This is a genomic window from Mycobacterium pseudoshottsii JCM 15466, assembly GCF_003584745.1.
GTDB lineage: Bacteria > Actinomycetota > Actinomycetes > Mycobacteriales > Mycobacteriaceae > Mycobacterium > Mycobacterium marinum.
In genome coordinates this window covers 2,062,858-2,085,543 of record NZ_AP018410.1, presented here as the reverse complement: position 1 = coordinate 2,085,543, position 22,686 = coordinate 2,062,858, and the positions used below count along the sequence as shown (strand labels likewise).

Annotated in this window: 16 protein-coding genes and 5 pseudogenes; 2 read left to right on the top strand and 19 right to left on the bottom strand. The window is 65.1% G+C overall.

Features of this window, described 5'->3' with window-relative positions; genetic code table 11:
• Nucleotides 1-13: 13 nt before the first annotated feature.
• From MPSD_RS09420 to rimP, 15 genes and pseudogenes are all read right to left on the bottom strand, one after another.
• Nucleotides 14-1,217 (bottom strand): annotated as a pseudogene (locus MPSD_RS09420) (ISAs1-like element IS2404/ISMul1 family transposase).
• Between the two features lie 143 nt (nt 1,218-1,360).
• Nucleotides 1,361-2,003: pseudogene (locus MPSD_RS09415) on the bottom strand (extracellular solute-binding protein); the annotation flags it as partial.
• 14 nt (nt 2,004-2,017) lie between these two features.
• The gene (locus tag MPSD_RS09410; protein ID WP_420811893.1) at nt 2,018-3,220 is read right to left on the bottom strand and encodes an ISAs1-like element IS2404/ISMul1 family transposase; all 1,203 of its coding nucleotides are present in this window, start codon (nt 3,218-3,220) and stop codon (nt 2,018-2,020) included.
• Nucleotides 3,221-3,363: 143 nt separating this feature from the next.
• Nucleotides 3,364-4,006, bottom strand: a pseudogene (locus tag MPSD_RS09400) (extracellular solute-binding protein); the annotation flags it as partial.
• Nucleotides 4,007-4,020: 14 nt separating this feature from the next.
• The gene (locus MPSD_RS09395) at nt 4,021-5,223 is read right to left on the bottom strand and encodes an ISAs1-like element IS2404/ISMul1 family transposase (RefSeq protein WP_420811892.1); all 1,203 of its coding nucleotides are present in this window, start codon (nt 5,221-5,223) and stop codon (nt 4,021-4,023) included.
• 135 nt (nt 5,224-5,358) lie between these two features.
• Nucleotides 5,359-5,628 (bottom strand): annotated as a pseudogene (locus MPSD_RS09385) (ABC transporter substrate-binding protein); the annotation flags it as partial.
• A 6-nt stretch (nt 5,629-5,634) separates the two neighbouring features.
• The gene (locus MPSD_RS09380) at nt 5,635-6,477 is read right to left on the bottom strand and encodes a carbohydrate ABC transporter permease (RefSeq protein WP_086085815.1); all 843 of its coding nucleotides are present in this window, start codon (nt 6,475-6,477) and stop codon (nt 5,635-5,637) included.
• The gene (locus MPSD_RS09375) at nt 6,477-7,376 is read right to left on the bottom strand and encodes a carbohydrate ABC transporter permease (RefSeq protein ID WP_011740164.1); all 900 of its coding nucleotides are present in this window, start codon (nt 7,374-7,376) and stop codon (nt 6,477-6,479) included. The genes MPSD_RS09380 and MPSD_RS09375 overlap by 1 nt, the downstream gene beginning before the upstream one ends.
• Before the next feature lie 64 nt (nt 7,377-7,440).
• A complete protein-coding gene (locus tag MPSD_RS09370; RefSeq protein ID WP_036426753.1) occupies nt 7,441-8,778 on the bottom strand; it encodes an MATE family efflux transporter in 1,338 nt (445 codons plus the stop codon).
• Nucleotides 8,779-8,793: 15 nt separating this feature from the next.
• A complete protein-coding gene (locus MPSD_RS09365; RefSeq protein ID WP_036426755.1) occupies nt 8,794-9,768 on the bottom strand; it encodes a DHH family phosphoesterase in 975 nt (324 codons plus the stop codon).
• A 4-nt stretch (nt 9,769-9,772) separates the two neighbouring features.
• Nucleotides 9,773-10,300, bottom strand: a complete 528-nt coding sequence (rbfA, locus tag MPSD_RS09360) for a 30S ribosome-binding factor RbfA (protein WP_012393691.1) — start codon at nt 10,298-10,300, stop codon at nt 9,773-9,775.
• 12 nt (nt 10,301-10,312) lie between these two features.
• On the bottom strand, nt 10,313-13,129 hold the full coding sequence (gene infB, locus MPSD_RS09355; protein WP_086085816.1) for a translation initiation factor IF-2: 2,817 nt from the start codon (nt 13,127-13,129) through the stop codon (nt 10,313-10,315).
• Between the two features lie 64 nt (nt 13,130-13,193).
• Nucleotides 13,194-13,550, bottom strand: a complete 357-nt coding sequence (locus MPSD_RS09350; RefSeq protein ID WP_179953036.1) for a YlxR family protein — start codon at nt 13,548-13,550, stop codon at nt 13,194-13,196.
• Nucleotides 13,551-13,659: 109 nt separating this feature from the next.
• Nucleotides 13,660-14,703: a transcription termination factor NusA gene (gene nusA / locus MPSD_RS09345; RefSeq protein ID WP_015355253.1), complete on the bottom strand. Its 1,044-nt coding sequence runs from the start codon at nt 14,701-14,703 to the stop codon at nt 13,660-13,662.
• Nucleotides 14,700-15,233, bottom strand: coding sequence for a ribosome maturation factor RimP (gene rimP / locus MPSD_RS09340; protein WP_086085817.1), 534 nt, complete (start codon nt 15,231-15,233; stop codon nt 14,700-14,702). The genes nusA and rimP overlap by 4 nt, the downstream gene beginning before the upstream one ends.
• 215 nt (nt 15,234-15,448) lie before the next feature.
• Between rimP and MPSD_RS09335 the strand changes: the two genes are divergently transcribed.
• Nucleotides 15,449-15,988, top strand: a complete 540-nt coding sequence (locus MPSD_RS09335; RefSeq protein WP_012393686.1) for a hypothetical protein — start codon at nt 15,449-15,451, stop codon at nt 15,986-15,988.
• Nucleotides 15,985-16,473 carry a ferritin-like domain-containing protein gene (locus MPSD_RS09330; RefSeq protein ID WP_012393685.1) on the top strand — a complete coding sequence of 163 codons (489 nt, stop codon included), beginning with the start codon at nt 15,985-15,987 and terminating at the stop codon, nt 16,471-16,473. Before MPSD_RS09335 ends, MPSD_RS09330 begins: the two co-directional genes overlap by 4 nt.
• 12 nt (nt 16,474-16,485) lie before the next feature.
• Here MPSD_RS09330 and MPSD_RS09325 read toward each other — a convergent pair whose 3' ends face one another.
• The 4 genes and pseudogenes from MPSD_RS09325 to MPSD_RS09310 all read right to left on the bottom strand — a co-directional run bounded on the left by MPSD_RS09325 (nt 16,486) and on the right by MPSD_RS09310 (nt 22,601).
• Nucleotides 16,486-18,234 carry a proline--tRNA ligase gene (locus MPSD_RS09325; RefSeq protein WP_119571721.1) on the bottom strand — a complete coding sequence of 583 codons (1,749 nt, stop codon included), beginning with the start codon at nt 18,232-18,234 and terminating at the stop codon, nt 16,486-16,488.
• 106 nt (nt 18,235-18,340) lie between these two features.
• Nucleotides 18,341-19,933 carry an MFS transporter gene (locus MPSD_RS09320; RefSeq protein ID WP_117420477.1) on the bottom strand — a complete coding sequence of 531 codons (1,593 nt, stop codon included), beginning with the start codon at nt 19,931-19,933 and terminating at the stop codon, nt 18,341-18,343.
• A gap of 22 nt (nt 19,934-19,955) precedes the next feature.
• Nucleotides 19,956-21,172: pseudogene (gene cobA, locus MPSD_RS09315) on the bottom strand (uroporphyrinogen-III C-methyltransferase).
• A gap of 61 nt (nt 21,173-21,233) precedes the next feature.
• Nucleotides 21,234-22,601, bottom strand: coding sequence for a cobyrinic acid a,c-diamide synthase CobB (locus MPSD_RS09310; RefSeq protein ID WP_174714232.1), 1,368 nt, complete (start codon nt 22,599-22,601; stop codon nt 21,234-21,236).
• Nucleotides 22,602-22,686 lie beyond the last annotated feature (85 nt).

Below are 22,686 nucleotides of genomic sequence, written 5' to 3'. Positions count from 1 at the left end.
CCTGCGTTGTTGATTAGCAGGCTTGTGAGCTGGGGAATTGTGGATTGAGGAGGTCTAGGCGGCGGTTGGCGGTCAAAGCGGTGATCCGGCAGGCTTCGGCGATGTTGTCGGCGCCGTTGAGGCGGTGCAGATTGATCGCGGTGTTGCGTAGCGTTGCTAGGACCTGTGCGCCGTTTCCGGTATGTGCCCTTTGACGGTCTTCGTCGAAGGTGACGTCGCGTATCCAGTGCAGGCTGTTCTCGATTCCCCAGTGTTGACGCATCCAGGTCATGATCGCGGTAGGGCGGGCGTGCTCGAACGGCAGGCTGCAGATGGCATAGACCACCTCCACGCTGCGCTGGTCGGTGGCGGTGATCAAGCGTTCACGAGTGATCCGGATGATTTGTTTTGCGTAGGGGAAGCCGATTCCTCGTGCAGCGGTGATGATTTGCGGGGTGCGGGTCTCGACACGGCCGTGGCCGCGGGAGTCGTCGGTAGCGGCTGTGGGCACCTCGGCCCAGGGCAGCGCGGTGATACGCGCAAGTATTTTGGCTTGGTTGGACTTGACGATCATCAGGTAGTGCGACTTCAAGGTGGCGCAGATCAACTTCGCGGTGACGACCTGGGTATGCATCGCATCCACGGTGACCAGCCACCGCAAGCTACCCGGCAGCAGCGTGAGCAGGGCACGTACGCAGGGAATTTCATTGCTTTCCTCGGCGACAGCGAGTTGACCGAGCACCAATCGGGCACGGTGGGCGAACACCGACACGAGATGCGTGGCTGTCGCTTTGGCGCGTAAAGCACCACGCAGCATCTTGCCATCCAACGCGATCGGCACCAATCCACTGGGGTCGCTGCTGGCCACGTGTGCAGTGAAGTAACTGCCCATCCTGGCGTTGAGGTCGGCGGGGTCTAGCCGAGACAAAACAGCGCGGAAGGTCTTCTCACTGGGCCGCCCGGAACCGGACCCCTAATTGGGCCAACACATCATCGGGAGCGGTGGCCGCCCATGTGGCAAAACCAGCATAGCCGCGCATCCCCGCGGCAGTGGCCAGAACCGCGATCGCCAACAAAGCCACCAGCGAATACCTCCGACCGCGTGGGCCCCTCGGGTCTGGCACCGAGGCCAACACATCGAGAAACTCCGATCCGATGAACTCGCTGCGCTCACCAGGACTCCAGCAGTCGAACACCTCTGGAACCGACGACACACGCAATACTGAAACGGTAGGCACGGGCAACTCCAGACCAACGACGAACAGTAACCAACTCGATCGTTCTCCAGATAGCCCGTGCCTACACTCCGGCCCCAATAGCGCGGCACCAAAGATCATCAACCCAGCTCACAAGCCTGCTAATCAACAACGCCGGAGCCCTGGCCGGTAGGCACGGGCGCCGCACCAAAGTCGAATTTGGCCATCTGGGTAATGCCGGTCAGCGAGCCGGTCGAGGCGACCGCGGAGGCCATGATTCCGGTGGCGAATTCGTTGGCGATGTTGTTGGCGACCGCCGCATAACGCTTGGTATGGATGCTGTCCCGGTAAAAGTTGCCCGCCGCGATGGTGTCGGGGTCGGTGAATCGCAGCGTCCACAGATCCGAGTAAGAACCATCGAAGGTCCAGTTCACTCCTTGGAACGTCCACGAGATCAATTCGGCATTGGCCCAGCCGTGGGCCCACTGCCGTTCATCGACGACGCGTTGTAGCCGCGGGCCCCAGTCATCGAATTCTTGCCAACTGTTCGGCCCGCGATCGGGCAATCCGGCCCGCTGCCATACCGCCTTGTTGTAGTAGAACAGCGGCGTCGAGCGCGCATAGGGCAACGCGTAATGCCGTCCGTTGAACTCGTAGTCGGCCAGCAGTGTGTCCACATAATCAGAGGTGTCCACACCGATCTGGCGAAATAGTTTATCGAGGGGGGGAAATCACGCCGCTCAAGGCAAAGTGAAACCACCAGATATCTTCCAGCACAACCACATCGGGCACGTCATCGCCGATAAGTGCGGCGTTGAACTTCAGGGCTCCGGCGTTGTTGATTAGCAGGCTTGTGAGCTGGGGAATTGTGGATTGAGGAGGTCTAGGCGGCGGTTGGCGGTCAAAGCGGTGATCCGGCAGGCTTCGGCGATGTTGTCGGCGCCGTTGAGGCGGTGCAGATTGATCGCGGTGTTGCGTAGCGTTGCTAGGACCTGTGCGCCGTTTCCGGTATGTGCCCTTTGACGGTCTTCGTCGAAGGTGACGTCGCGTATCCAGTGCAGGCTGTTCTCGATTCCCCAGTGTTGACGCATCCAGGCCATGATCGCGGTAGGGCGGGCGTGCTCGAACGGCAGGCTGCAGATGGCATAGACCACCTCCACGCTGCGCTGGTCGGTGGCGGTGATCAAGCGTTCACGAGTGATCCGAATGATTTGTTTTGCGTAGGGGAAGCCGATTCCTCGTGCAGCGGTGATGATTTGCAGGGTGCGGGTCTCGACACGGCCGTGGCCGCGGGAGTCGTCGGTAGCGGCTGCGGGCACCTCGGCCCAGGGCAGCGCGGTGATACGCGCAAATATTTTGGCTTGGTTGGACTTGACGATCATCAGGTAGTGCGACTTCAAGGTGGCGCAGATCAACTTCGCGGTGACGACCTGGGTATGCATCGCATCCACGGTGACCAGCCACCGCAAGCTACCCGGCAGCAGCGTGAGCAGGGCACGTACGCAGGGAATTTCATTGCTTTTCTCGGCGACAGCGAGTTGACCGAGCACCAATCGGGCACGGTGGGCGAACACCGACACGAGATGCGTGGCTGTCGCTTTGGCGCGTAAAGCACCACGCAGCATCTTGCCGTCCAACGCGATCGGCACCAATCCACTGGGGTCGCTGCTGGCCACGTGTGCAGTGAAGTAACTGCCCATCCTGGCGTTGAGGTCGGCGGGGTCTAGCCGAGACAAAACAGCGCGGAAGGTCTTCTCACTGGGCCGCCGGAACCGGACCCCTAATTGGGCCAACACATCATCGGGAGCGGTGGCCGCCCATGTGGCAAAACCAGCATAGCCGCGCATCCCCGCGGCAGTGGCCAGAACCGCGATCGCCAACAAAGCCACCAGCGAATACCTCCGACCGCGTGGGCCCCTCGGGTCTGGCACCGAGGCCAACACATCGAGAAACTCCGATCCGATGAGCTCGCTGCGCTCACCAGGACTCCAGCAGTCGAACACCTCTGGAACCGACGACACACGCAATACTGAAACGGTAGGCACGGGCAACTCCAGACCAACGACGAACAGTAACCAACTCGATCGTTCTCCAGATAGCCCGTGCCTACACTCCGGCCCCAATAGCGCGGCACCAAAGATCATCAACCCAGCTCACAAGCCTGCTAATCAACAACGCCGGAGCCCTGGCCGGTAGGCACGGGCGCCGCACCAAAGTCGAATTTGGCCATCTGGGTAATGCCGGTCAGCGAGCCGGTCGAGGCGACCGCGGAGGCCATGATTCCGGTGGCGAATTCGTTGGCGATGTTGTTGGCGACCGCCGCATAACGCTTGGTATGGATGCTGTCCCGGTAAAAGTTGCCCGCCGCGATGGTGTCGGGGTCGGTGAATCGCAGCGTCCACAGATCCGAGTAAGAACCATCGAAGGTCCAGTTCACTCCTTGGAACGTCCACGAGATCAATTCGGCATTGGCCCAGCCGTGGGCCCACTGCCGTTCATCGACGACGCGTTGTAGCCGCGGGCCCCAGTCATCGAATTCTTGCCAACTGTTCGGCCCGCGATCGGGCAATCCGGCCCGCTGCCATACCGCCTTGTTGTAGTAGAACAGCGGCGTCGAGCGCGCATAGGGCAACGCGTAATGCCGTCCGTTGAACTCGTAGTCGGCCAGCAGTGTGTCCACATAATCAGAGGTGTCCACACCGATCTGGCGAAATAGTTTATCGAGGGGGGGAAATCACGCCGCTCAAGGCAAAGTGAAACCACCAGATATATTCCAGCACAACCACATCGGGCACGTCATCGCCGATAAGTGCGGCGTTGAACTTCAGGGCTCCGGCGTTGTTGATTAGCAGGCTTGTGAGCTGGGGAATTGTGGATTGAGGAGGTCTAGGCGGCGGTTGGCGGTCAAAGCGGTGATCCGGCAGGCTTCGGCGATGTTGTCGGCGCCGTTGAGGCGGTGCAGATTGATCGCGGTGTTGCGTAGCGTTGCTAGGACCTGTGCGCCGTTTCCGGTATGTGCCCTTTGACGGTCTTCGTCGAAGGTGACGTCGCGTATCCAGTGCAGGCTGTTCTCGATTCCCCAGTGTTGACGCATCCAGGCCATGATCGCGGTAGGGCGGGCGTGCTCGAACGGCAGGCTGCAAATGGCATAGACCACCTCCACGCTGCGCTGGTCGGTGGCGGTGATCAAGCGTTCACGAGTGATCCGGATGATTTGTTTTGCGTAGGGGAAGCCGATTCCTCGTGCAGCGGTGATGATTTGCAGGGTGCGGGTCTCGACACGGCCGTGGCCGCGGGAGTCGTCGGTAGCGGCTGCGGGCACCTCGGCCCAGGGCAGCGCGGTGATACGCGCAAATATTTTGGCTTGGTTGGACTTGACGATCATCAGGTAGTGCGACTTCAAGGTGGCGCAGATCAACTTCGCGGTGACGACCTGGGTATGCATCGCATCCACGGTGACCAGCCACCGCAAGCTACCCGGCAGCAGCGTGAGCAGGGCACGTACGCAGGGAATTTCATTGCTTTTCTCGGCGACAGCGAGTTGACCGAGCACCAATCGGGCACGGTGGGCGAACACCGACACGAGATGCGTGGCTGTCGCTTTGGCGCGTAAAGCACCACGCAGCATCTTGCCGTCCAACGCGATCGGCACCAATCCACTGGGGTCGCTGCTGGCCACGTGTGCAGTGAAGTAACTGCCCATCCTGGCGTTGAGGTCGGCGGGGTCTAGCCGAGACAAAACAGCGCGGAAGGTCTTCTCACTGGGCCGCCGGAACCGGACCCCTAATTGGGCCAACACATCATCGGGAGCGGTGGCCGCCCATGTGGCAAAACCAGCATAGCCGCGCATCCCCGCGGCAGTGGCCAGAACCGCGATCGCCAACAAAGCCACCAGCGAATACCTCCGACCGCGTGGGCCCCTCGGGTCTGGCACCGAGGCCAACACATCGAGAAACTCCGATCCGATGAACTCGCTGCGCTCACCAGGACTCCAGCGGTCGAACACCTCTGGAACCGACGACACACGCAATACTGAAACGGTAGGCACGGGCAACTCCAGACCAACGACGAACAGTAACCAACTCGATCGTTCTCCAGATAGCCCGTGCCTACACTCCGGCCCCAATAGCGCGGCACCAAAGATCATCAACCCAGCTCACAAGCCTGCTAATCAACAACGCCGGAGCCCTGCGTTGAACTTCTCCGCCACTTCGTCGTAGTCCATGCCGGCATCGACCAATTTGACCGACAAGCCGGGAAACTGCTGCTGAAAACAGTCGATCAGAACCTTCTCCACGCCGGATGATTGACCCGGATGATTGGACCAGAACGAGATCGGTCCGGGCCCCGACTTGATCGAGACGTTGTTGGTGATCCCGGCGCATCCGGCCGTCACACCGGCCGCGGCAGCACTTGCGAGCGACAGAAACCGTCTGCGATGCATGGAGTTCATGGCCCACTACCCCTTAACCGCACCCGAGGTGAGGCCCTTGATCATGCGCCGCTGCAATCCGATGAAGATGACCAGGATCGGCAACATCGCCAACAGTGTCACTGCCATCACCGGACCCCAGTTCGTCACGCCCTCGGCCTGCTGAAGGAAAGTCAGCCCCACTGGCAGCGGCGCCACCGATTCGTCGTCGGACATCAGAAATGGCCACAGGTATTCATTCCATTCGTTGACGACTGTAATGATGCCGAAGGCCACCATGGTGGGACCGGACATCGGCAACACCACTCGAAATAGCAGTTGCCACCAACGCGCCCCGTCCATCCGCGCGGCCTCGATGACCTCGCTGGGCAGCGAAAAAAATTGATTGCGCATCAGGAAGGTTCCGAACGCGACTCCGGCAAGGGGCAAGATGATGCCGGGAAACGTGTTGCGCAGCCCCAGCTGAGCGATCAGCGCGTAGTTGGAGATGACGGTGATCTGGTTGGGCACCATCAGCGCGGCAATGATCAACAAGAACACCGGGGTTTTGCCCGGGAACTGGACAAACACCAAGCCGAATGCGCTGAACACACCGAGGGCGAACTTCACCACAGCCAGCACCGAGGTGATAATCACCGAGTTACGCAGGAAGGTCCAAAACGGGATCTGCCGGGTGGCCGTCCAATAGTTCTGCGGATACCAGTGCGGCGGCCACCAGTTGGTCGGTTGTGAGTAGATGTCCGCCTGTTCCTTGAACGAGGTGAAGAACACGAACAGTAGCGGCCCGGCCACCACAGCCATCACCAACAACATGGCGACATAGCCGAGCACACGAACGATGGCCCTCGAGCCGCGCGGGCGCAAGGACATCACTGCTGCTGCCCTCTATCCATGACTCGCACCTGGTAGTAGGTGACGACCAACAGGAAAAGAAACATCATCGTTGCGATGGTGGCGCCGTAGCCGGCGCGGAAGTTTCGGAAGGTCTCCAGATACACCTGGTACACCATCGTTGTGGTCCCGGTTCCTTCCGGTCCGCCGCGGGTCATGACGTTGATTACATCGAACACCTGCAGCGAGTTGATCAGCACCGTAATCGACAGGAAGAAGGTGGTTGGCCGCAACTGCGGCAGCAGTACCCGCCGAAAGCTCGTCCACCGGCTCGCGCCGTCGATTTCTGCGGCCTCCAATAGATCTCGACGCACGCCCTGCAACGCCGCCAGATAGATCACGCAGGTGTATCCGAGGTTCTTCCACACATAGGTGACCGTCACCATGAACAACGCCCAGGGCGTGTCCTGGTAGAAGTCGGGAGCGTTGACCCCGACCCGGTGCAACAAGTCTTGCACCAGACCGAAATGTGGATCGAACACGAACTGGGCTGCCAGACCGACGGCCGCACCCGAGATCACAAACGGTGCGAAGACCGTTGAGCGCACCAGGTTTCGCCCGCGCAACGGTTGGTCGAGCAGCATCGCCAGCAGCAGTCCCAGCACCATCGATCCGGCCACCGCTGCGGTGGTGAAAATCGCCGTGTTGGCCACGATCTGGCGGGTGTCCGGACGACTGAACCACTCGATGTAGTTGGAGAATCCGACGAATTCCGCAGTGGGGTCGGAGATATTCCAGTCAAAGAACGACAACCTGATATTGTCGACCAATGGGCGGTAGACGAACAGCAACAACAATGCCAGGTTGGGGCCCACCAAAGCGACGAATAGCGCGTAATCCCGCCACGACCGGTTCCGCCGTGGCCGCGTCGTCGTCACCGGCGCAGTGTATCGGCGGTTGCTGGGGAGTTCTCGTCAAGATCCAAGATCGGCGCCGGGCGAGTCAAGCCGTCCCCGTCAAGGCCCACCGGCCACTCATCGCCCGCCATCCGACGAATATCAGCCGCAGCACGATGAAGGTGGCAAGGCCCGACCAGATGCCCGCCAGCCCCCAGCCGTACACCAACGACAGCCAGGTGAGCGGCAAGAACCCCGCCAGCGCGCTGACCACGGTCGCGGTACGCATGAAGGCGGCGTCACCAGCACCCAACAACACCCCGTCGAGTGCGAAAACGATTCCGGCAAAAGGTAACTGCGCAACAAGGAACCACCACGGCACGGTGACCGCCGCGAGCACCGCCGCATCGTCGGTGAACAGCGCGGGCAGCACCGGGGCCCCCAGCGCCAAAGCCGCCGCCAACATGCCCGCGGCAAGCAGCGAAAACACTGTCACCCGCCATGCCACCCACTTCGCGTGTGCGGCGTCCCCGGCCCCGAGTGCCGCCCCCACCAGCGATTGGGCCGCAATGGCCAGTGAATCGAGAACCAGGGCGAAAAAGCCCCACAGCTGCAGCACCACCTGGTGTGCAGCCAGAGCGGCAGCGCCGAACCTGGCAGCCACCGCCGCGGCCGAGATAAAACACGCCTGGAACCCCATCGTCCGCACGATCAGATCGCGAGCCAGCACCAATTGCTCCCGCAGTATGTGGCGGTCGGGTCGCAACGACACCCGCTCGGCGAGCAGCGCGCCCCCGAACAGCAACGCCGCCAGCCACTGCCCCACCAGATTGGCCACCGCCGAGCCGGCCAGTTCCATTCGCGGCAAGCCCAGCCAGCCGTACACCAGCAGCGGACACAGCAGTGCCGACAACCCAAAACCGGCAACCACGTAGCGCAGCGGCCGAACGGTGTCCTGCACGCCCCGCATCCAGCCGTTGCCCGCGAGCGAGATGAGGATCGCCGGCGTGCCCAAAATGGCGATCCGCAGCCAGGGCAGCGCCGTCCCCGCGATATCGCCGCTACCCGCGCGGGCCCCGGCGATCACCGAGACCAGGGGCACCGCGGCGATCTGCACCACAAGGATGGTCAACAGCCCGAGCGCCACCGCCAACCAGGTCGCCTGCACGCCTTCGGCGACCGCCGCCACCCGGTCGCCCGCCCCGTAGTGGCGCGCCGAACGCGCCGTCGTGCCGTAGGACAGAAACGTCGCCTGAGAACCGACCAGGCCCAGAACCAGACTGCCGATGGCCAGACCCGCCAGGGCCAAGGCCCCAAGCCGACCTATCACTGCGGTATCGAACAACAGATACAGCGGCTCGGCGGCCAGCACACCCAGCGCGGGCAACACCAGCGCTGCGATCTTGCGGCCGCCGGCGTCGGGCCGCCCGGCGTCGGGCCCCATTTCCCGCAAAGAGGGTCAGCCCAGCGCTGCGAGCAGCGACGCCACGACGTCATCGATCGAGCCGGTGGTCGAATACCCCGCCGCCAGCAGGTGGCCCCCGCCACCGAACGCTGAGGCGACCACGCTCAAATCGATGTCCTTCTTGGCCCGCATCGACACCGACCACTGCTGGGGGTCGACCTCTTTGAAAACGACCGCGACCTCGGCCTGCCGGGTGGTGCGCACGATGTCGACGATGCTCTCCACCTCTTCGGCGCGCGCCCGCACAAACTCCTGGTGCTCGACGACCGCGTAGACCAATCCCCGACCGGCTACCGCCTCGGGCAGCAGCTGCGCCGAGCCGAGCACCCGGGAGAGCATCGGCAACCACATGAACGGGTGGGTATCCATCAGCGATCGGCTGATCGCGGCGTTGTCCACGCCGATGTCCACCAGCCGGGCCGCCAGCCGCAGGCCGCGCGGACTCGCCCACCTAAACGACCCGGTGTCGGTGGTGAGACCGGCATAGATGCAGTGCGCGACGTCCAGATCGATCGGCTTGCCCCACGCATCGAGAATCTCGGCCACCATCATGGTGGTCGAGTCGGCCGAGCAATCGATGAAGTTGGCCGTGCCAAACTCGGCGTTGGACGCGTGGTGATCGATGACCAGCACGCTGCGGCCCGGATCGGCCAGGTCACTGAGCCCACCGAGACGCTTGATGCTGGGGACGTCGACGGTCACCATCAAGTCGACGTCGCGGCGCATCTCGTCGGCATCGACAAGCAGGGCGCAACCGGGCAGCGACGCCAGCGACTCAGGCAGCGTGGCGGGGGCGGCGAAACTCACCTCGACCTGCTTGCCGCACCCGTCCAACACCAACGCCAGGGCCAGCCCCGCGCCGATCGTGTCGGCGTCGGGGTGGACATGGGCGATTACCGCAATGCTGTCGGCGGCCGAAAGCAGCTCGGCCGCGCCGACGGCGTCGACGCGCACCCCCGGACATCGCATCTGCTCAATCTTCGGCTTGGTAGTCGTCACCGGTGTTCTCAGCCTCGAGCCCGTCGCTAGTTCGAATGACCAGTCCCCCGGCATCCGACGGTTCGTCGGCCGATCCCCTGTCGCGGTAGGGATCGGCCTCCCCCGCCGGCTTGGCACCGACTCGCACCCGCGCCAGATCTGCGTCGGCGGCGCGGGCACGGGCCAACAACTCGTCCATCCGATGCACGGTGTCGGACGTGACGTCCCGGGTGAACGTCAGGGTCGGGGTGAAGCGCACGCCAGTGCCGGCTCCGACCTTGGTGCGCAGCACCCCCTTGGCCCGTTCCAGTGCCGCCGCGGCGGCCGCGTAGTCCGGCTCATCGTCCAACGTCGGCCCCATCACGGTGTAGTACACCGTCGCATCGTGCAGATCGGCCGTCACCTTGGCGTCGGTGATGGTCACCCCGACCAGCCCCGGATCCTTGATCTCGTACTCGATCGCCGACGCGACGATCGTGGTGATCCGTTTGGCCAGCCGGCGCGCTCGCGCCGGGTCAGCCATGCTCGCGCCCCATCAGGAGCGGTCTTTCTGGACCAGCTCGTAGGACTCGATGAAGTCGCCCTCTTTGAGGTCGGAGTAGCCCAGCGTCATACCGCACTCGAATCCCTCGCGGACCTCGGTCACGTCGTCCTTCTCCCGACGCAACGAGTGAATCGAGAGGTTCTCGACGACCACGATGTTGTCTCGCAACAACCGGGCCTTCGCGTTGCGGCGAACCACACCGGAGCTGATCATGCAGCCCGCGATGAGGCCGACCTTCGAGGACCGGAACAGCGCCCGGATCTCTGCGCGCCCGAGCTCGACCTCTTCGTAGATCGGCTTGAGCATGCCGCGCAGGGCCTTCTCGATCTCATCGATCGCCTGGTAGATGACCGAGTAGTAGCGAATCTCCACACCTTCGCGGTTGGCCAGCTCGGTGGCCTTGCCCTCGGCACGCACGTTGAAACCGATGATGATCGCATCCGAAGCCGACGCCAGGTTGACGTTGGTCTCGGTGATGCCACCGACACCGCGGTCGATGACACGCAGGGCCACCTCGTCGTCGACCTCGATACCCATCAGGGCCTCTTCCAGCGCCTCGACAGTACCGGCGTTGTCGCCCTTGAGGATCAGGTTGAGCTGGCTGGTTTCCTTCAGCGCCGAATCCAGATCTTCCAGGCTGATCCGCTTGCGACTGCGCGCCGCCAACGCGTTGCGCTTGCGAGCGCTGCGCCGGTCGGCGATTTGGCGGGCGATCCGGTCCTCGTCCACGACCAGGAAGTTGTCACCGGCACCGGGGACCGAGGTGAAGCCGATCACCTGGACCGGACGCGACGGTAGCGCCTCTTCCACGTCCTCGCCGTGCTCGTCGACCATCCGGCGCACGCGGCCGTAGGCGTCGCCGGCCACCACCGAGTCGCCGACCCGCAGCGTGCCGCGTTGCACCAGCACGGTGGCCACCGGGCCACGACCACGGTCCAGGTGCGCTTCGATCGCCACACCCTGGGCCTCCATGTCGGGGTTGGCCCGCAGATCCAGGGCCGCGTCGGCGGTAAGCAGCACCGCCTCCTCGAGCGCCTCGATGTTGGTGCCTTGCTTGGCCGAGATGTCGACAAACATCGTGTCGCCACCGAAATCCTCAGCGACCAAACCGTATTCGGTGAGCTGACCGCGGATCTTGGCCGGGTCGGCGCCCTCCTTGTCGATCTTGTTGACCGCCACCACGATCGGCACGTCTGCGGCCTGCGCGTGGTTGATGGCCTCAACCGTCTGCGGCATCACACCGTCGTCGGCGGCGACCACCAGGATGGCGATGTCGGTGGCCTTGGCACCGCGGGCACGCATGGCAGTGAACGCCTCGTGACCGGGGGTGTCAATGAAGGTGATCAACCGCTCGGTGCCATCGTGGTCCACGCTGACCTGGTAGGCACCGATGTGCTGGGTGATGCCACCGGCCTCGCCCTCGCGGACGTTGGCCTTACGGATGGTGTCCAGCAGTCGGGTCTTGCCGTGGTCGACGTGACCCATCACCGTGACTACCGGCGGTCGGGTCTGCAACTCGGACTCGTCGCCGGAGTCTTCGCCGTAGGTCAGATCGAAGGATTCCAGCAGCTCGCGGTCCTCGTCCTCGGGACTGACCACCTGGACGTTGTAGTTCATCTCGCTGCCGAGCAGCTCGAGGGTCTCGTCGCCGACCGACTGGGTGGCCGTGACCATCTCGCCGAGGTTGAACAGCGCCTGGACCAGTGCCGCCGGGTTGGCGTTGATCTTGTCCGCGAAGTCGGAGAGCGATGCTCCGCGCGCCAGCCGGATGGTTTCACCGTTGCCGTGCGGCAGCCGCACACCGCCGACGACCGGCGCCTGCATGTTCTCGTACTCGGCGCGTTTGGCCCGCTTGGACTTACGGCCGCGCCGGGGCGCGCCGCCGGGACGGCCGAAAGCACCGGCCGCACCGCCGCGCTGGCCGGGACGGCCGCCGCCACCACCGCCACCGGGACGGCCGCGGAAGCCGCCTCCAGGTGCGGCGCCAACGCCGCCGCCTCCGCCGCGGTAGTTACCGCCGCCACCATCTGACCGGCCGCCACCTGGCCCACCAGGACGACCACCACCGGGCCGCGGCGCGCCGGTACGCGGTGGGCGAGGCCCACCGGAAGCGCCGCCGGGACGCGGAGGCATGTTGCCGGGAGAAGCGCCGCCGGGGCGAGGCGCCCCTGGGCGCGGCGCCTGCGGGCGCGGAATGGGCCGATCAACCGGCTGCGCCGAGGAGAACGGGTTGTTGCCGACGCGGGGAGTACGAACTCCCGGCTTGGGCACCGGCCCCGGCCGTGCACCCGGAGCCATGCCCGGGTGAGGCGCTTGCGGAGCGGCCGGCTTGCCCGGTGTCGGCGCAGGCCGTTGCCCGGGAAGCGGCGCCTTCGGCGGCGCGGGCGCTGCCGAAGCAGCGGGGGCCGCCGGCGTCGCGGCCGGCGGTGCCACACCGGAGTCCGCGGGTTGCGCGGGCGCAGGCGCAGGCGCCGGCGCGGGGGCGGGAACGGGCGCCGGAGCACCGTTGCCTACCGCCTTGTCCAGAGCGGCGTCCAGAGACCTGTCCGGAGCCTTGGCCGCGGGGCTGGCACCCGGCACCTTCTGCGGGGCCTTGGCCACACCTTTGGCGGCACCCGTGTCGGAGCCTTTCGCCGGCGCCGACTTACCGCCACCGAACGATTCACGCAGCCTGCGGGCCACGGGAGCTTCCACCGTCGACGAGGCCGACTTGACGAATTCGCCCTGTTCACTCAGCCGGGCGAGCACTTCTTTGCTGGTTACACCGAGTTCCTTAGCCAACTCGTGTACGCGGGCCTTACCTGCCACTACATCTCCTGTCCATGAGGCGACAGTTGTGGGCCGCGCCTCGGGGTTTAGCTATGACACATTGTCATCGGGACTTCACGGTGTGCTCATGTTCTTTGCTACCTGTTCTGTTGCTCGGCGGACCGGGCACATCCAAACCACCGATGTGCTCGACCACCGCGGATATATCCGGTGACCCGGTGATGCGCAGCGCTCTGGTGAAAGCCCGTCGCCGAATCGCTTGTTGTACGCACTGCGGCACCGGGTGCAACCACGCACCCCGTCCCGGCAGCCCCCTAGCTGTGTCAACGATCACGGCATAGTTGCCGTTCCCGGTCGACTCAGCCACCACTCGAAGCAGTTCGACGGCCAACTCTCGCTTTCGGCACCCGACACACGTCCGCACCGGTCCGCAGGGGATATCCGGACGCCCGTGCGCCATGGCCGAAGGCTTGCGCTGGATCACGGCTCAGTCTAGCGTCACCGAACCGATTGCCCGAACCGCCCGTGGACCCGTTGTCCGGGCCGGCGCCCAAACCGGGGCATGTCCCCTAGTGGTCGTGTGCCAAGCCGCGGCTGGCGCCCCGTTCCGGGTGCTCCGCCGACTGCTCCGGCGAATCGCCGCGGATGTCGATCCGCCAGCCGGTAAGCCTGGCCGCCAACCGCGCGTTCTGGCCTTCCTTGCCGATGGCCAGGGACAGCTGGAAGTCCGGCACCACGACGCGAGCCGCCCGTGCGGTCTGATCGATCACCGACACCGAAACAACCTTCGCCGGGGACAGCGCGTTGGCGACGAACCGCGCCGGGTCCTCGTCATAGTCGATGATGTCGATCTTTTCTCCGGAAAGTTCGCTCATCACGTTGCGGACGCGTTGACCCATCGGTCCGATGCAGGCGCCCTTGGCGTTCAGCCCCGGAACGTTGGACCGAACCGCAATCTTGGACCGATGTCCGGCCTCGCGGGCGACCGCCACGATCTCCACCGAACCATCCGCAATCTCGGGCACTTCCAGGGAGAACAGCTTGCGCACCAGATTGGGGTGGGTACGAGACAGCGTGATCAGCGGCTCGCGAGAACCGCGGCTAACGCCCACGACGTAGCAGCGCAGCCGATTGCCATGCTCGTAGCTCTCGCCAGGAACCTGTTCGGCAAAGGGAATCACGCCTTCGGAGGCCTTGGTCTCGCTTCCCATCCGAACCACGACCAGCCCACGAGCGTTGGCTCGGCTGTCACGCTGGATCACACCCGCGACGATCTCGCCCTCGCGGGTAGAGAACTCCCCGTAAGTGCGCTCATTTTCCGCGTCCCGGAACCGCTGCAACATGACTTGGCGTGCGGTTGTCGCGGCGATGCGGCCAAAACCCTCGGGCGTGTCATCCCATTCGCTGATCACATTGCCGTCGTCATCGGTCTCGCGGGCCATCACGCGCACGACGCCGGTCTTGCGGTCGATCTCGATGCGCGCGTCGGTCTGATGGCCTTGGGTGTGTCTATAGGCGGTCAGCAGCGCCGATTTGATCGTCTCGAGCAGCTCATTGACCGAGATGCCCCGATCGACCTCGATCGCATGCAGTGCCGCCATGTCGATGTTCATGCCTCGACCTCCGTCCCAGCGGCCCTACCTGTAGTCGCGAGTTCTAATTCAGCTGGATTCGGCGGCGAAAACTCGACCTGCACAACCGCTTTCTCCACCTCGGCAAGTGGGATCTCGCGGACTTTCCACTCCCGCCCGGCCCGAACCACCAGATCCAGCGAACCGCTTTGCAGCGCGCCGATGCAGCCAGTCAGCTGCGATCCGTCCGCCAGGGTCAGTTCGACCTTGCGGCCACGAGCACGGCGGAAATGCTTCTCGCTGGTCAGCGGGCGATCGATACCGGGCGAACTGACTTCAAGCACGTAGCTGTCGCCGATGTTGTCCAGGCTGTCGAGCAAGCTCGACGCGGAGCGCGACAGCACGGCGATAGTGTCCAGGTCCAGGGTGGTGTCACCATCAGCGACAACTGTGATCCGCGGTGGACGAGCGCGGTGGTCGATGACCACATCCTCGATCTCGTAGCCGGCGCGCGCGAACTCTCCACCGAGTAGCTCGATCACCTGCGTCTGCGAAGGTAGCCCGGTGGTCACGGCGAGCTCCTCATCTTGAGTTGTCCGGTCATCTGGCGGATGGCGCCGCCAGGGGCGGTACCAGCGTCGCACCGGCACCAAAAAGCCGACGATTCACCGGAACCAGCTACCAACGATACGCCAGGAATCCGCGTCGGCGCGCCGATCCCGCCGTCAAGCTCCGAGCTAATCGTCCCTGATCGTGCCCCGCTTGATCTCAATGGCAGGATGTTGCTGTGTCCCGAGCAGTAACCGTCCTCAACAGGCGGGGTGTGCTCGCCGGCGGTGCCGCTCTCGCTGCACTCGGGGTGGTCGTTTCCGCCTGCGGCGAGTCCCCGCCCAAGCCGCCAGCCGTCGAAGAGCTGCTGGCGCCTTTGGAGCAGGCCCGCCATGACAGTGCGCTGGCCTCGGCCGCCGCCGGGGCGATCGGCAATCCACCACAGATCGCCGCCGCCCTGACTGTGGTCGCCAACCAACGGGCCGCCCATGCGCGCGCGCTGGCCACCGAGATCGCCCGCGCGGCCGGCAAGCTGGTATCGGCGACCAGCGAAACGAGCAGTTCGAGTCCCAGCCCCAGCGCCACCGAGCCGCAGGCGCCGCCACCGCCGCCCCCGCCCCTGTCCGACGTGGTCGACTCACTGCGCCAGTCCGCCGAGGACGCCAATCGCCTGGTCACCACGACGGAGGGCTACCGTGCCGGGCTGCTCGCCTCGATCGCCGCATCCTGCACCGCGTCCTACCAGGTCGCGCTGCTGCCCGGAGGGCCATCGATATGACCTCTTCCGAACCCAGCTTCGGCGCCAACCCGAAGCGCTCCCCCGCCGACAAAGACGGCGACACCGCGGCGCTCTGCGATGCGCTCGCCGTCGAGCACGCGACCATCTATGGCTACGGCATCGTGTCAGCGCTATCGCCCCCGAGCGTCAACGACCTGGTGGTGGAGGCGCTCAACCAACACCGCCAACGCCGTGATGACGTGATCGCCATGCTGACCTCCCGCAAGGTCACCGCACCGGTCGCCGCCGCCGGGTACCAGCTGCCGAACGTGGTGAGCAGTGCCGCCGACGCCGCGCGGCTGGCCGCCCGGATGGAGAACGACGGTGCAACGGCCTGGCGCGCGGTCGTCGAATACGCCGACACCGCCGGTGATCGGGCATTCGCCAGCACGGCGCTGACCCAGAGCGCGGTGATGGCCGCCCGCTGGAGCAAGGTGCTGGGCGCCTGGCCGATCACCACCGCCTTTCCGGGCGGGGACGAGTAGCCAGGCGTTGGGTTAGCCCGAAATGGCCGCCGCGATGTCGGTGGCCAGCGAATCTCCAACCGTCAACTCGCGGGTCTGCCCACCGAAGCGGTCGCGCAGCTCCACCACGCCGTCCGCCCAACCACGCCCGACGACGACCACCCAGGGCATTCCCAGCAGCTCAGCGTCCTTGAACTTGACTCCCGGCGACGCCTGCCGGTCATCGAGGAGCACCTCGACGCCGAGGCCATCCAGTTCGCCGGCCAGCCCGATGGCCCCAGCCCGCGCCTCGGCGTCCTTGTTGGCGATCACCAGATGAACACCGAACGGCGCGATCTCCGCCGGCCAGCGCAAGCCCAGGTTGTCGTGATGCTGTTCGGCGATGACCGCAACCAGCCGCGATACACCGATACCGTAGGAGCCCATGGTCAGCCGCACGGGCTTACCGTCCTCACCGAGCACATCGGCGGTGAAGGCGTCGGTGTATTTGCGGCCGAGCTGGAAGATGTGACCGATCTCGATTCCGCGGGCCATGACCAACTGACCGGCGCCGTCCGGGGCGGGATCTCCCTCGCGCACCTCGGCGGCCTCGATGGTGCCGTCGGCGGTGAAGTCGCGGCCGGCGACCAGGCCGACCACGTGGCGACCGGGTTCGTCGGCCCCGGTGATCCAGCTGGTGCCGTCGACCACCCTCGGGTCGAGAAGATAGCGAACGTCGTTGCTTCGTAGCGCCTTCGGACCGATGTAGCCCTTGACCAGGAACTGGTACTTGCCGAAATCGTCGTCATCGAGGAAGACGTACTCGGCCGGGTCCAGCGCCGCGGCCAGCCGCTTCTCGTCGATCTCGCGATCGCCCGGCACGCCGATCGCCAGCAGCTCCCACTCCCCGCCCGGTTGACGGATCTTCATCAGGACGTTCTTCAGCGTGTCCGCGGCGCTCACCTCACGCCCCAGACCCGCCTCGTTTGCCCAGGCCACCAGGGTGGCGATGGTGGGGGTCTCGCCGGTGTCGTGGACCACGGCGTCGGGCTGCCCATCGATCGGCAGGCTTTCCGGGCGCGCGGTGACGACCGCCTCCACGTTGGCCGCGTACCCCGACTCCACACACCGCACGAAGGTGTCTTCGCCGACTGGGCTCTCGGCCAAGAACTCCTCCGAGGCGCTGCCGCCCATCGCACCGGACACCGCCGACACGATGACGTAGCGCACCCGCAGCCGATCGAAGATCCGCTGGTAGGCCTCTCGGTGGGCGTGGTAGGCCGCTTTGAGGCCGCCACTGTCGATGTCGAAGGAGTAGGAATCCTTCATGACGAATTCGCGGGCCCGCAAAATGCCGGCGCGCGGTCGGGCCTCGTCGCGGTACTTGATCTGGATTTGATACAGCGTGAGTGGAAAGTCTTTGTAGGAGTTGTATTCGCCCTTGACGGTCAGGGTGAACAGCTCTTCGTGGGTCGGGCCCAGTAGGTAGTCATTGCCGCGGCGGTCTTGCAAGCGGAATACGCCGTCGCCGTACTCGGTCCAGCGGTTGGTGGTCTCGTAGGGCGCCCGCGGCAACAATGCGGGAAACAGGATCTCCTGCCCACCGATCGCGTTCATCTCCTCACGAATGACGCGTTCGATGTTGCGCAGCACTCGCAGCCCCAACGGCAGCCAGCTATACAGGCCAGGCCCTACCGGCCGGATGTATCCGGCCCGAATCAGCAGTTTGTGGCTAGGCACTTCCGCATCGGCGGGGTCGTCTCGCAGGGTGCGCAGGAACAGCTCGGACATCCGGGTAATCACAGGCGGCTAGCCTAGTGGCGGTGCGTCCGCGGGTGACCAAGCGGGCCACCTCCGGGCGGCGAGCCGGCGTGTGCTCACGCGCGGCTACGGCGCCCCCGCCGAAGGCTTACAGCTCTCCGGCGTCGATCGCTTCCTTGACCTCTTGCGCGTGGGCCACCTGCTCCGGGGTGTACCCGATGAACACTGCCGCTCCGCCGACGATCACGGCCGCTCCGGCGACCCACAACAGGCCGTAGGTGTATCCGTGGTCGAGCGCGTGCAGCTGTGCGTCGTTCATGAACTTGACCGGGCCCGTGGTGCCACCCAGATACAGCGTGCGGGAGGTAATCACGGCCTGAATGACGGCCAGCACCAGCGGCCCGCCCAGGCTCTGCAGCATGAGCGTGAGGGCCGATACCGGACCGATGCGGTCGAAGCCGACGCCGGCGATCGCCGCCAGCGTCAGCGGGACGACAGCCATGCCGATACCGATGCCGCCGATCACGATGGGGGCCACCAGGTTCGGGAAGTAGGGCACACCGCGCTGCATGAACGCCCAGCCGTAGATCATCGCGCACACCAGCAGGTATCCACCGCCGATCGTCAGCACCCGCGGCGAGAATCGCGAAACCAGCTGCGAGGACACGCCTAGGCCGATTCCCATCGCGATGACGAAGGGGATGAAGCCGACACCGGCACGTAGCGCGCTGTAGCCCAAGACGTCCTGCACGTACAAGCCGATGCAGACGGTCAGGCTGAACATCACGCCACCGGCCAAGAAGATGGCGATGAACGTGACCAGCCGGTTGCGGTCATGGAACAGGTCAAACGGTACGACGGGGTTTTCGGCGGTACGTTCCACCAGAACGAAGCCGAGAGCGGCGGCGAACGCCACGGCACCCGAGCCGATCGTGGTGATCGAGAGCCAGCCCTTTTCCGGGCCTATCGAGAAGGCGAATACGGCAGCGGTGCACGCCAGTGTGGCCAGGATGGCACCGGCGGCGTCCAGCTTCATCCGCTCGCGGTTGGTCTCGCGCAGCGCGGTGCGAGCCAGGTAGATCATGACCAGACCGATCGGCACGTTGACCATGAACGCCAGCCGCCAGGAGACCTCGGTCAGCGCCCCGCCTACCACCAGGCCCATCACCGAACCGACCGCAGTCATCGCGGCGAATACCGCCGTCGCGGCGTTACGCGCCGGCCCCTTCGGGAACGTGGTGGCCACCAGGGCCAAACCAGTCGGCGAGGCGATCGCCGATCCCACACCCTGCGATAGCCGTGCGATGACCAATGTCGCCTCGTCCCAGGCGACCGCACACAGCACCGACGAGATGGTGAACAGCGCGACGCCGACGATGAATGTCCGCTTACGCCCGATCGTGTCGCCAAGCCGGCCGCCGAGCAGCATCAGCCCGCCGAAGGTCAGCACGTATGCGGTAATCACCCAGCTCCGACCCGCGTCGGAAAGGCTCAGCTCGTCCTGAATCTTAGGAAGCGCGACGATCGCGACGGTGCTGTCCATCGTCGCCAGCAGCTGCATCCCGCCGATCGCAATAACCGCGGCGATGAAGCGGCGCGAGGGCAACCACATCGGGTAATACCTGCTCGCGCGCTCTGAAGCGGTCTCCGTCTCGTGCGTTGCGCGAGCGGAGGTCGGACGCTCCTGCCGTCCGGACGTCCAATTATGGACTGCCCGCTCTGTGTCGTTGAGAGCCGTCATAGCGGGTTACCTTACAGTAATCTTAAGAATCGTTTAAACCCCGAATGCCGCGACAGCCCCTATGACGATGATCGCAGGAGGTCGGATCCCCTCCGCGCGGACCTTTTCCGGCGTGTCGGCAAGGGTCGCCCGCAACGTGTGCTGAGCGGGCGTCGTTCCATGCTGAACGACAAGCACCGGCGTATCCGCAGGTCGGCCGCCTTTCAACAGCGCCTCGACGAAAAGTTCGATTCGTTCGACCGCCATCAGCAAAACAATCGTGCCTGACATTGCTGCCAACGCATTCCAATTCACTAACGATTCGGGATGGTCGGGCGCGATATGGCCGCTGACCACCACAAACTCGTGATTTGTGGCCCGATGAGTGACCGGAACGCCCGCCAAAGCGGGCACAGCTATGGCACTCGTCACACCTGGCACCACAATCACCGGAATCCCGGCTTCGGTGCATGCCAACACCTCTTCATAGCCCCGCGCGAAGACGAACGGGTCGCCCCCTTTGAGGCGGACGACAAAGCGCCCCGCCTTGGCCCGCTCGATCATGACGTCGTTGATGGCGTCCTGGGCCATGGCCCGGCCGTAAGGGATCTTGGCCGCGTCGATGACTTCCACGTGCGGCGGCAGTTCGGCGAGCAGTTCAGGTGGCGCGAGCCGGTCGGCGACGACGACATCCGCCTGGGCGAGCAGGCGTCGACCCCGGACGGTGATCAGCTCCGGATCCCCCGGACCGCCGCCGATCAGCGCGACCCCGCCCCGGATGACGTCGGAACTCTGATAGCTCGTCGAGGTGACAAGGCCGTTCTGCAGCGCCTCGCGAATCGCCGACCGGATTGCCGCCGAACGACGGTGGTCGCCACTGGCCAAGACTCCCACCGACAGGCCCGCGTGGTTGAAGGTCGCGGGGGTGACCGCGGTTCCTTCCACGGCGATGTCGGCGCGCACGCAGAAAATCTGGCGCCGATCGGCTTCAGCGACGATGGCCGCGTTCACCGCGGGGTCATCGGTGGCCGCTATCGCGTACCAGGCGCCTTCCAAGTCGCCGTCGCGATATTCCCGCAGGGTCAAGGTGATCTTGTCCATCACCTCGACAGAACGGGTGGCGCTACGGGATATGACTTGCACATCCGCGCCGCTGGCGATCAGAAGGGGCAGACGGCGCTGAGCAACGTTGCCCCCGCCGACCACGACGACCTTCCTGCCGGTCAGACGCAGTCCGACAAGGTAGGGGCTCTCGGTCACCCGGCAAGCTTAGTGGTGACCGCCAGCGCGGCGGGGAGCCGGGCGCAGCGGGTCGCCACCATCAAATCCCGTGGCCGGCCCGGGCGGCGTGCGCGACAAAACGTGCTACCGCGTCCGGCGTGGATGCCGGATGAGTGTGCAGGTATGACGCATGCACGCCGGCATGTACAACTCCATCCCGCACCGCTGCCGCATCGTTGCCGCGATACACCCAAGCCGGCTCGTAACGATCGGAGAAGGTGACGGTGGTGCGGTGGAATTCGTGTCCGACAACTCGATGGCCGGCCGCATACAACGCCGAGTCCGCAACCGCGACCGCGTCGCGATATCCCAGGGTGAGGTGCGGGGTGAACCGTGCCGATCCGGCCAGCACATCGCACATCGGGTACCCATCGAGTTCGGAGGCCAAATAGATAAGGCCCGCGCATTCGGCGTGCAGGGGCGCGCCGGCGTGCGCCAGGTCTTTGATTTGGCGGCGCACCAGGTCGTTGGCGGACAGCTCCGCGGTGAACTGCTCGGGAAATCCGCCGGGTAGCAGGACGCCGGTGCTATCCGCGGGCAGTGGTTCGCCGAGCGGGTCGAACTCGACCACGTCGGCCCCGGCGGCCCGCAACAACTCGGCGTGCTCGGCGTACGCGAAGCTGAATGCCTTGCCGGCGGCCATCGCGATGGTGGCGTGGCCGGCTGGCGCCCCACCAATGGCGGTCACCGGGTCCCAGGGCGCATCGCCGACACTGCTGCCGGCCGCGGCCAGCACCGCCTCCACGTCGACATGGCGGGCGATCAACGCTGTCATCGCCTCGACCGCCAGCCGGGCACGACGGCCATATTCGACGGCGGTAACCAGACCCAGATACCGCGTCGGAAGCTCCAGCTCGGCACTGCGCGGGATGGCGCCCACCACCGGCACACCGGCTTGCTCGCACGCCTGCCGCAAAACGTGCTCATGGCGGGCGCTTCCGACCCGGTTGAGAATGACCCCGGCGATGCGGGTCTTGGAGTCGAACGTAGAAAAGCCATGTAGCAGTGCGGCGATGCTGTGGCTTTGGCCGCGGGCATCGACCACCAGAATCACCGGTGTTCCCAACAGATTTGCCACGTGTGCGCTCGAACCCGTCGCCGGGCCCGCCACGGCGTGCTCGATACGCCCGTCGAAAAGGCCCATCACCCCTTCGACCACCGCGATGTCGGCACCTTGTGCGCCGTGTGCGTACAGCGGGCCGATGAGCCGCTCCCCCACCAATACCGGGTCCAAGTTGCGGCCCGGGCGTCCCGCGGCCAGGGCGTGGTAGCCGGGATCGATGAAATCCGGGCCGACCTTGAACGGGGCGACCCTGCGGCCCGCTTGTCGGAGCGCTCCGATCACACCCGTGGCCACGGTGGTCTTTCCGCTGCCCGATGCCGGGGCGGCGATCACCACACCGGGGATTGAGTTCACCGAGGCACCCGGTGCGAGCGTGCACAAAATGCCACCTGTAGCGGCGTGTCGCTGTGCCGACACGCACGCTCGCGGC

What these genes read in the sequence shown, in the direction of transcription:
- MPSD_RS09380 (WP_086085815.1), bottom strand. Translation starts at nt 6,477, where the DNA reads ATGTCCTTGCGCCCGCGCGGCTCGAGGGCCATCGTTCGTGTGCTCGGC.
- MPSD_RS09370 (WP_036426753.1), bottom strand. Translation starts at nt 8,778, where the DNA reads ATGGGGCCCGACGCCGGGCGGCCCGACGCCGGCGGCCGCAAGATCGCA.
- MPSD_RS09365 (WP_036426755.1), bottom strand. Translation starts at nt 9,768, where the DNA reads ATGCGATGTCCGGGGGTGCGCGTCGACGCCGTCGGCGCGGCCGAGCTG.
- rbfA (WP_012393691.1), bottom strand. Translation starts at nt 10,300, where the DNA reads ATGGCTGACCCGGCGCGAGCGCGCCGGCTGGCCAAACGGATCACCACG.
- MPSD_RS09350 (WP_179953036.1), bottom strand. Translation starts at nt 13,550, where the DNA reads ATGGCGCACGGGCGTCCGGATATCCCCTGCGGACCGGTGCGGACGTGT.
- nusA (WP_015355253.1), bottom strand. Translation starts at nt 14,703, where the DNA reads ATGAACATCGACATGGCGGCACTGCATGCGATCGAGGTCGATCGGGGC.
- MPSD_RS09330 (WP_012393685.1), top strand. Translation starts at nt 15,985, where the DNA reads ATGACCTCTTCCGAACCCAGCTTCGGCGCCAACCCGAAGCGCTCCCCC.
- MPSD_RS09320 (WP_117420477.1), bottom strand. Translation starts at nt 19,933, where the DNA reads ATGACGGCTCTCAACGACACAGAGCGGGCAGTCCATAATTGGACGTCC.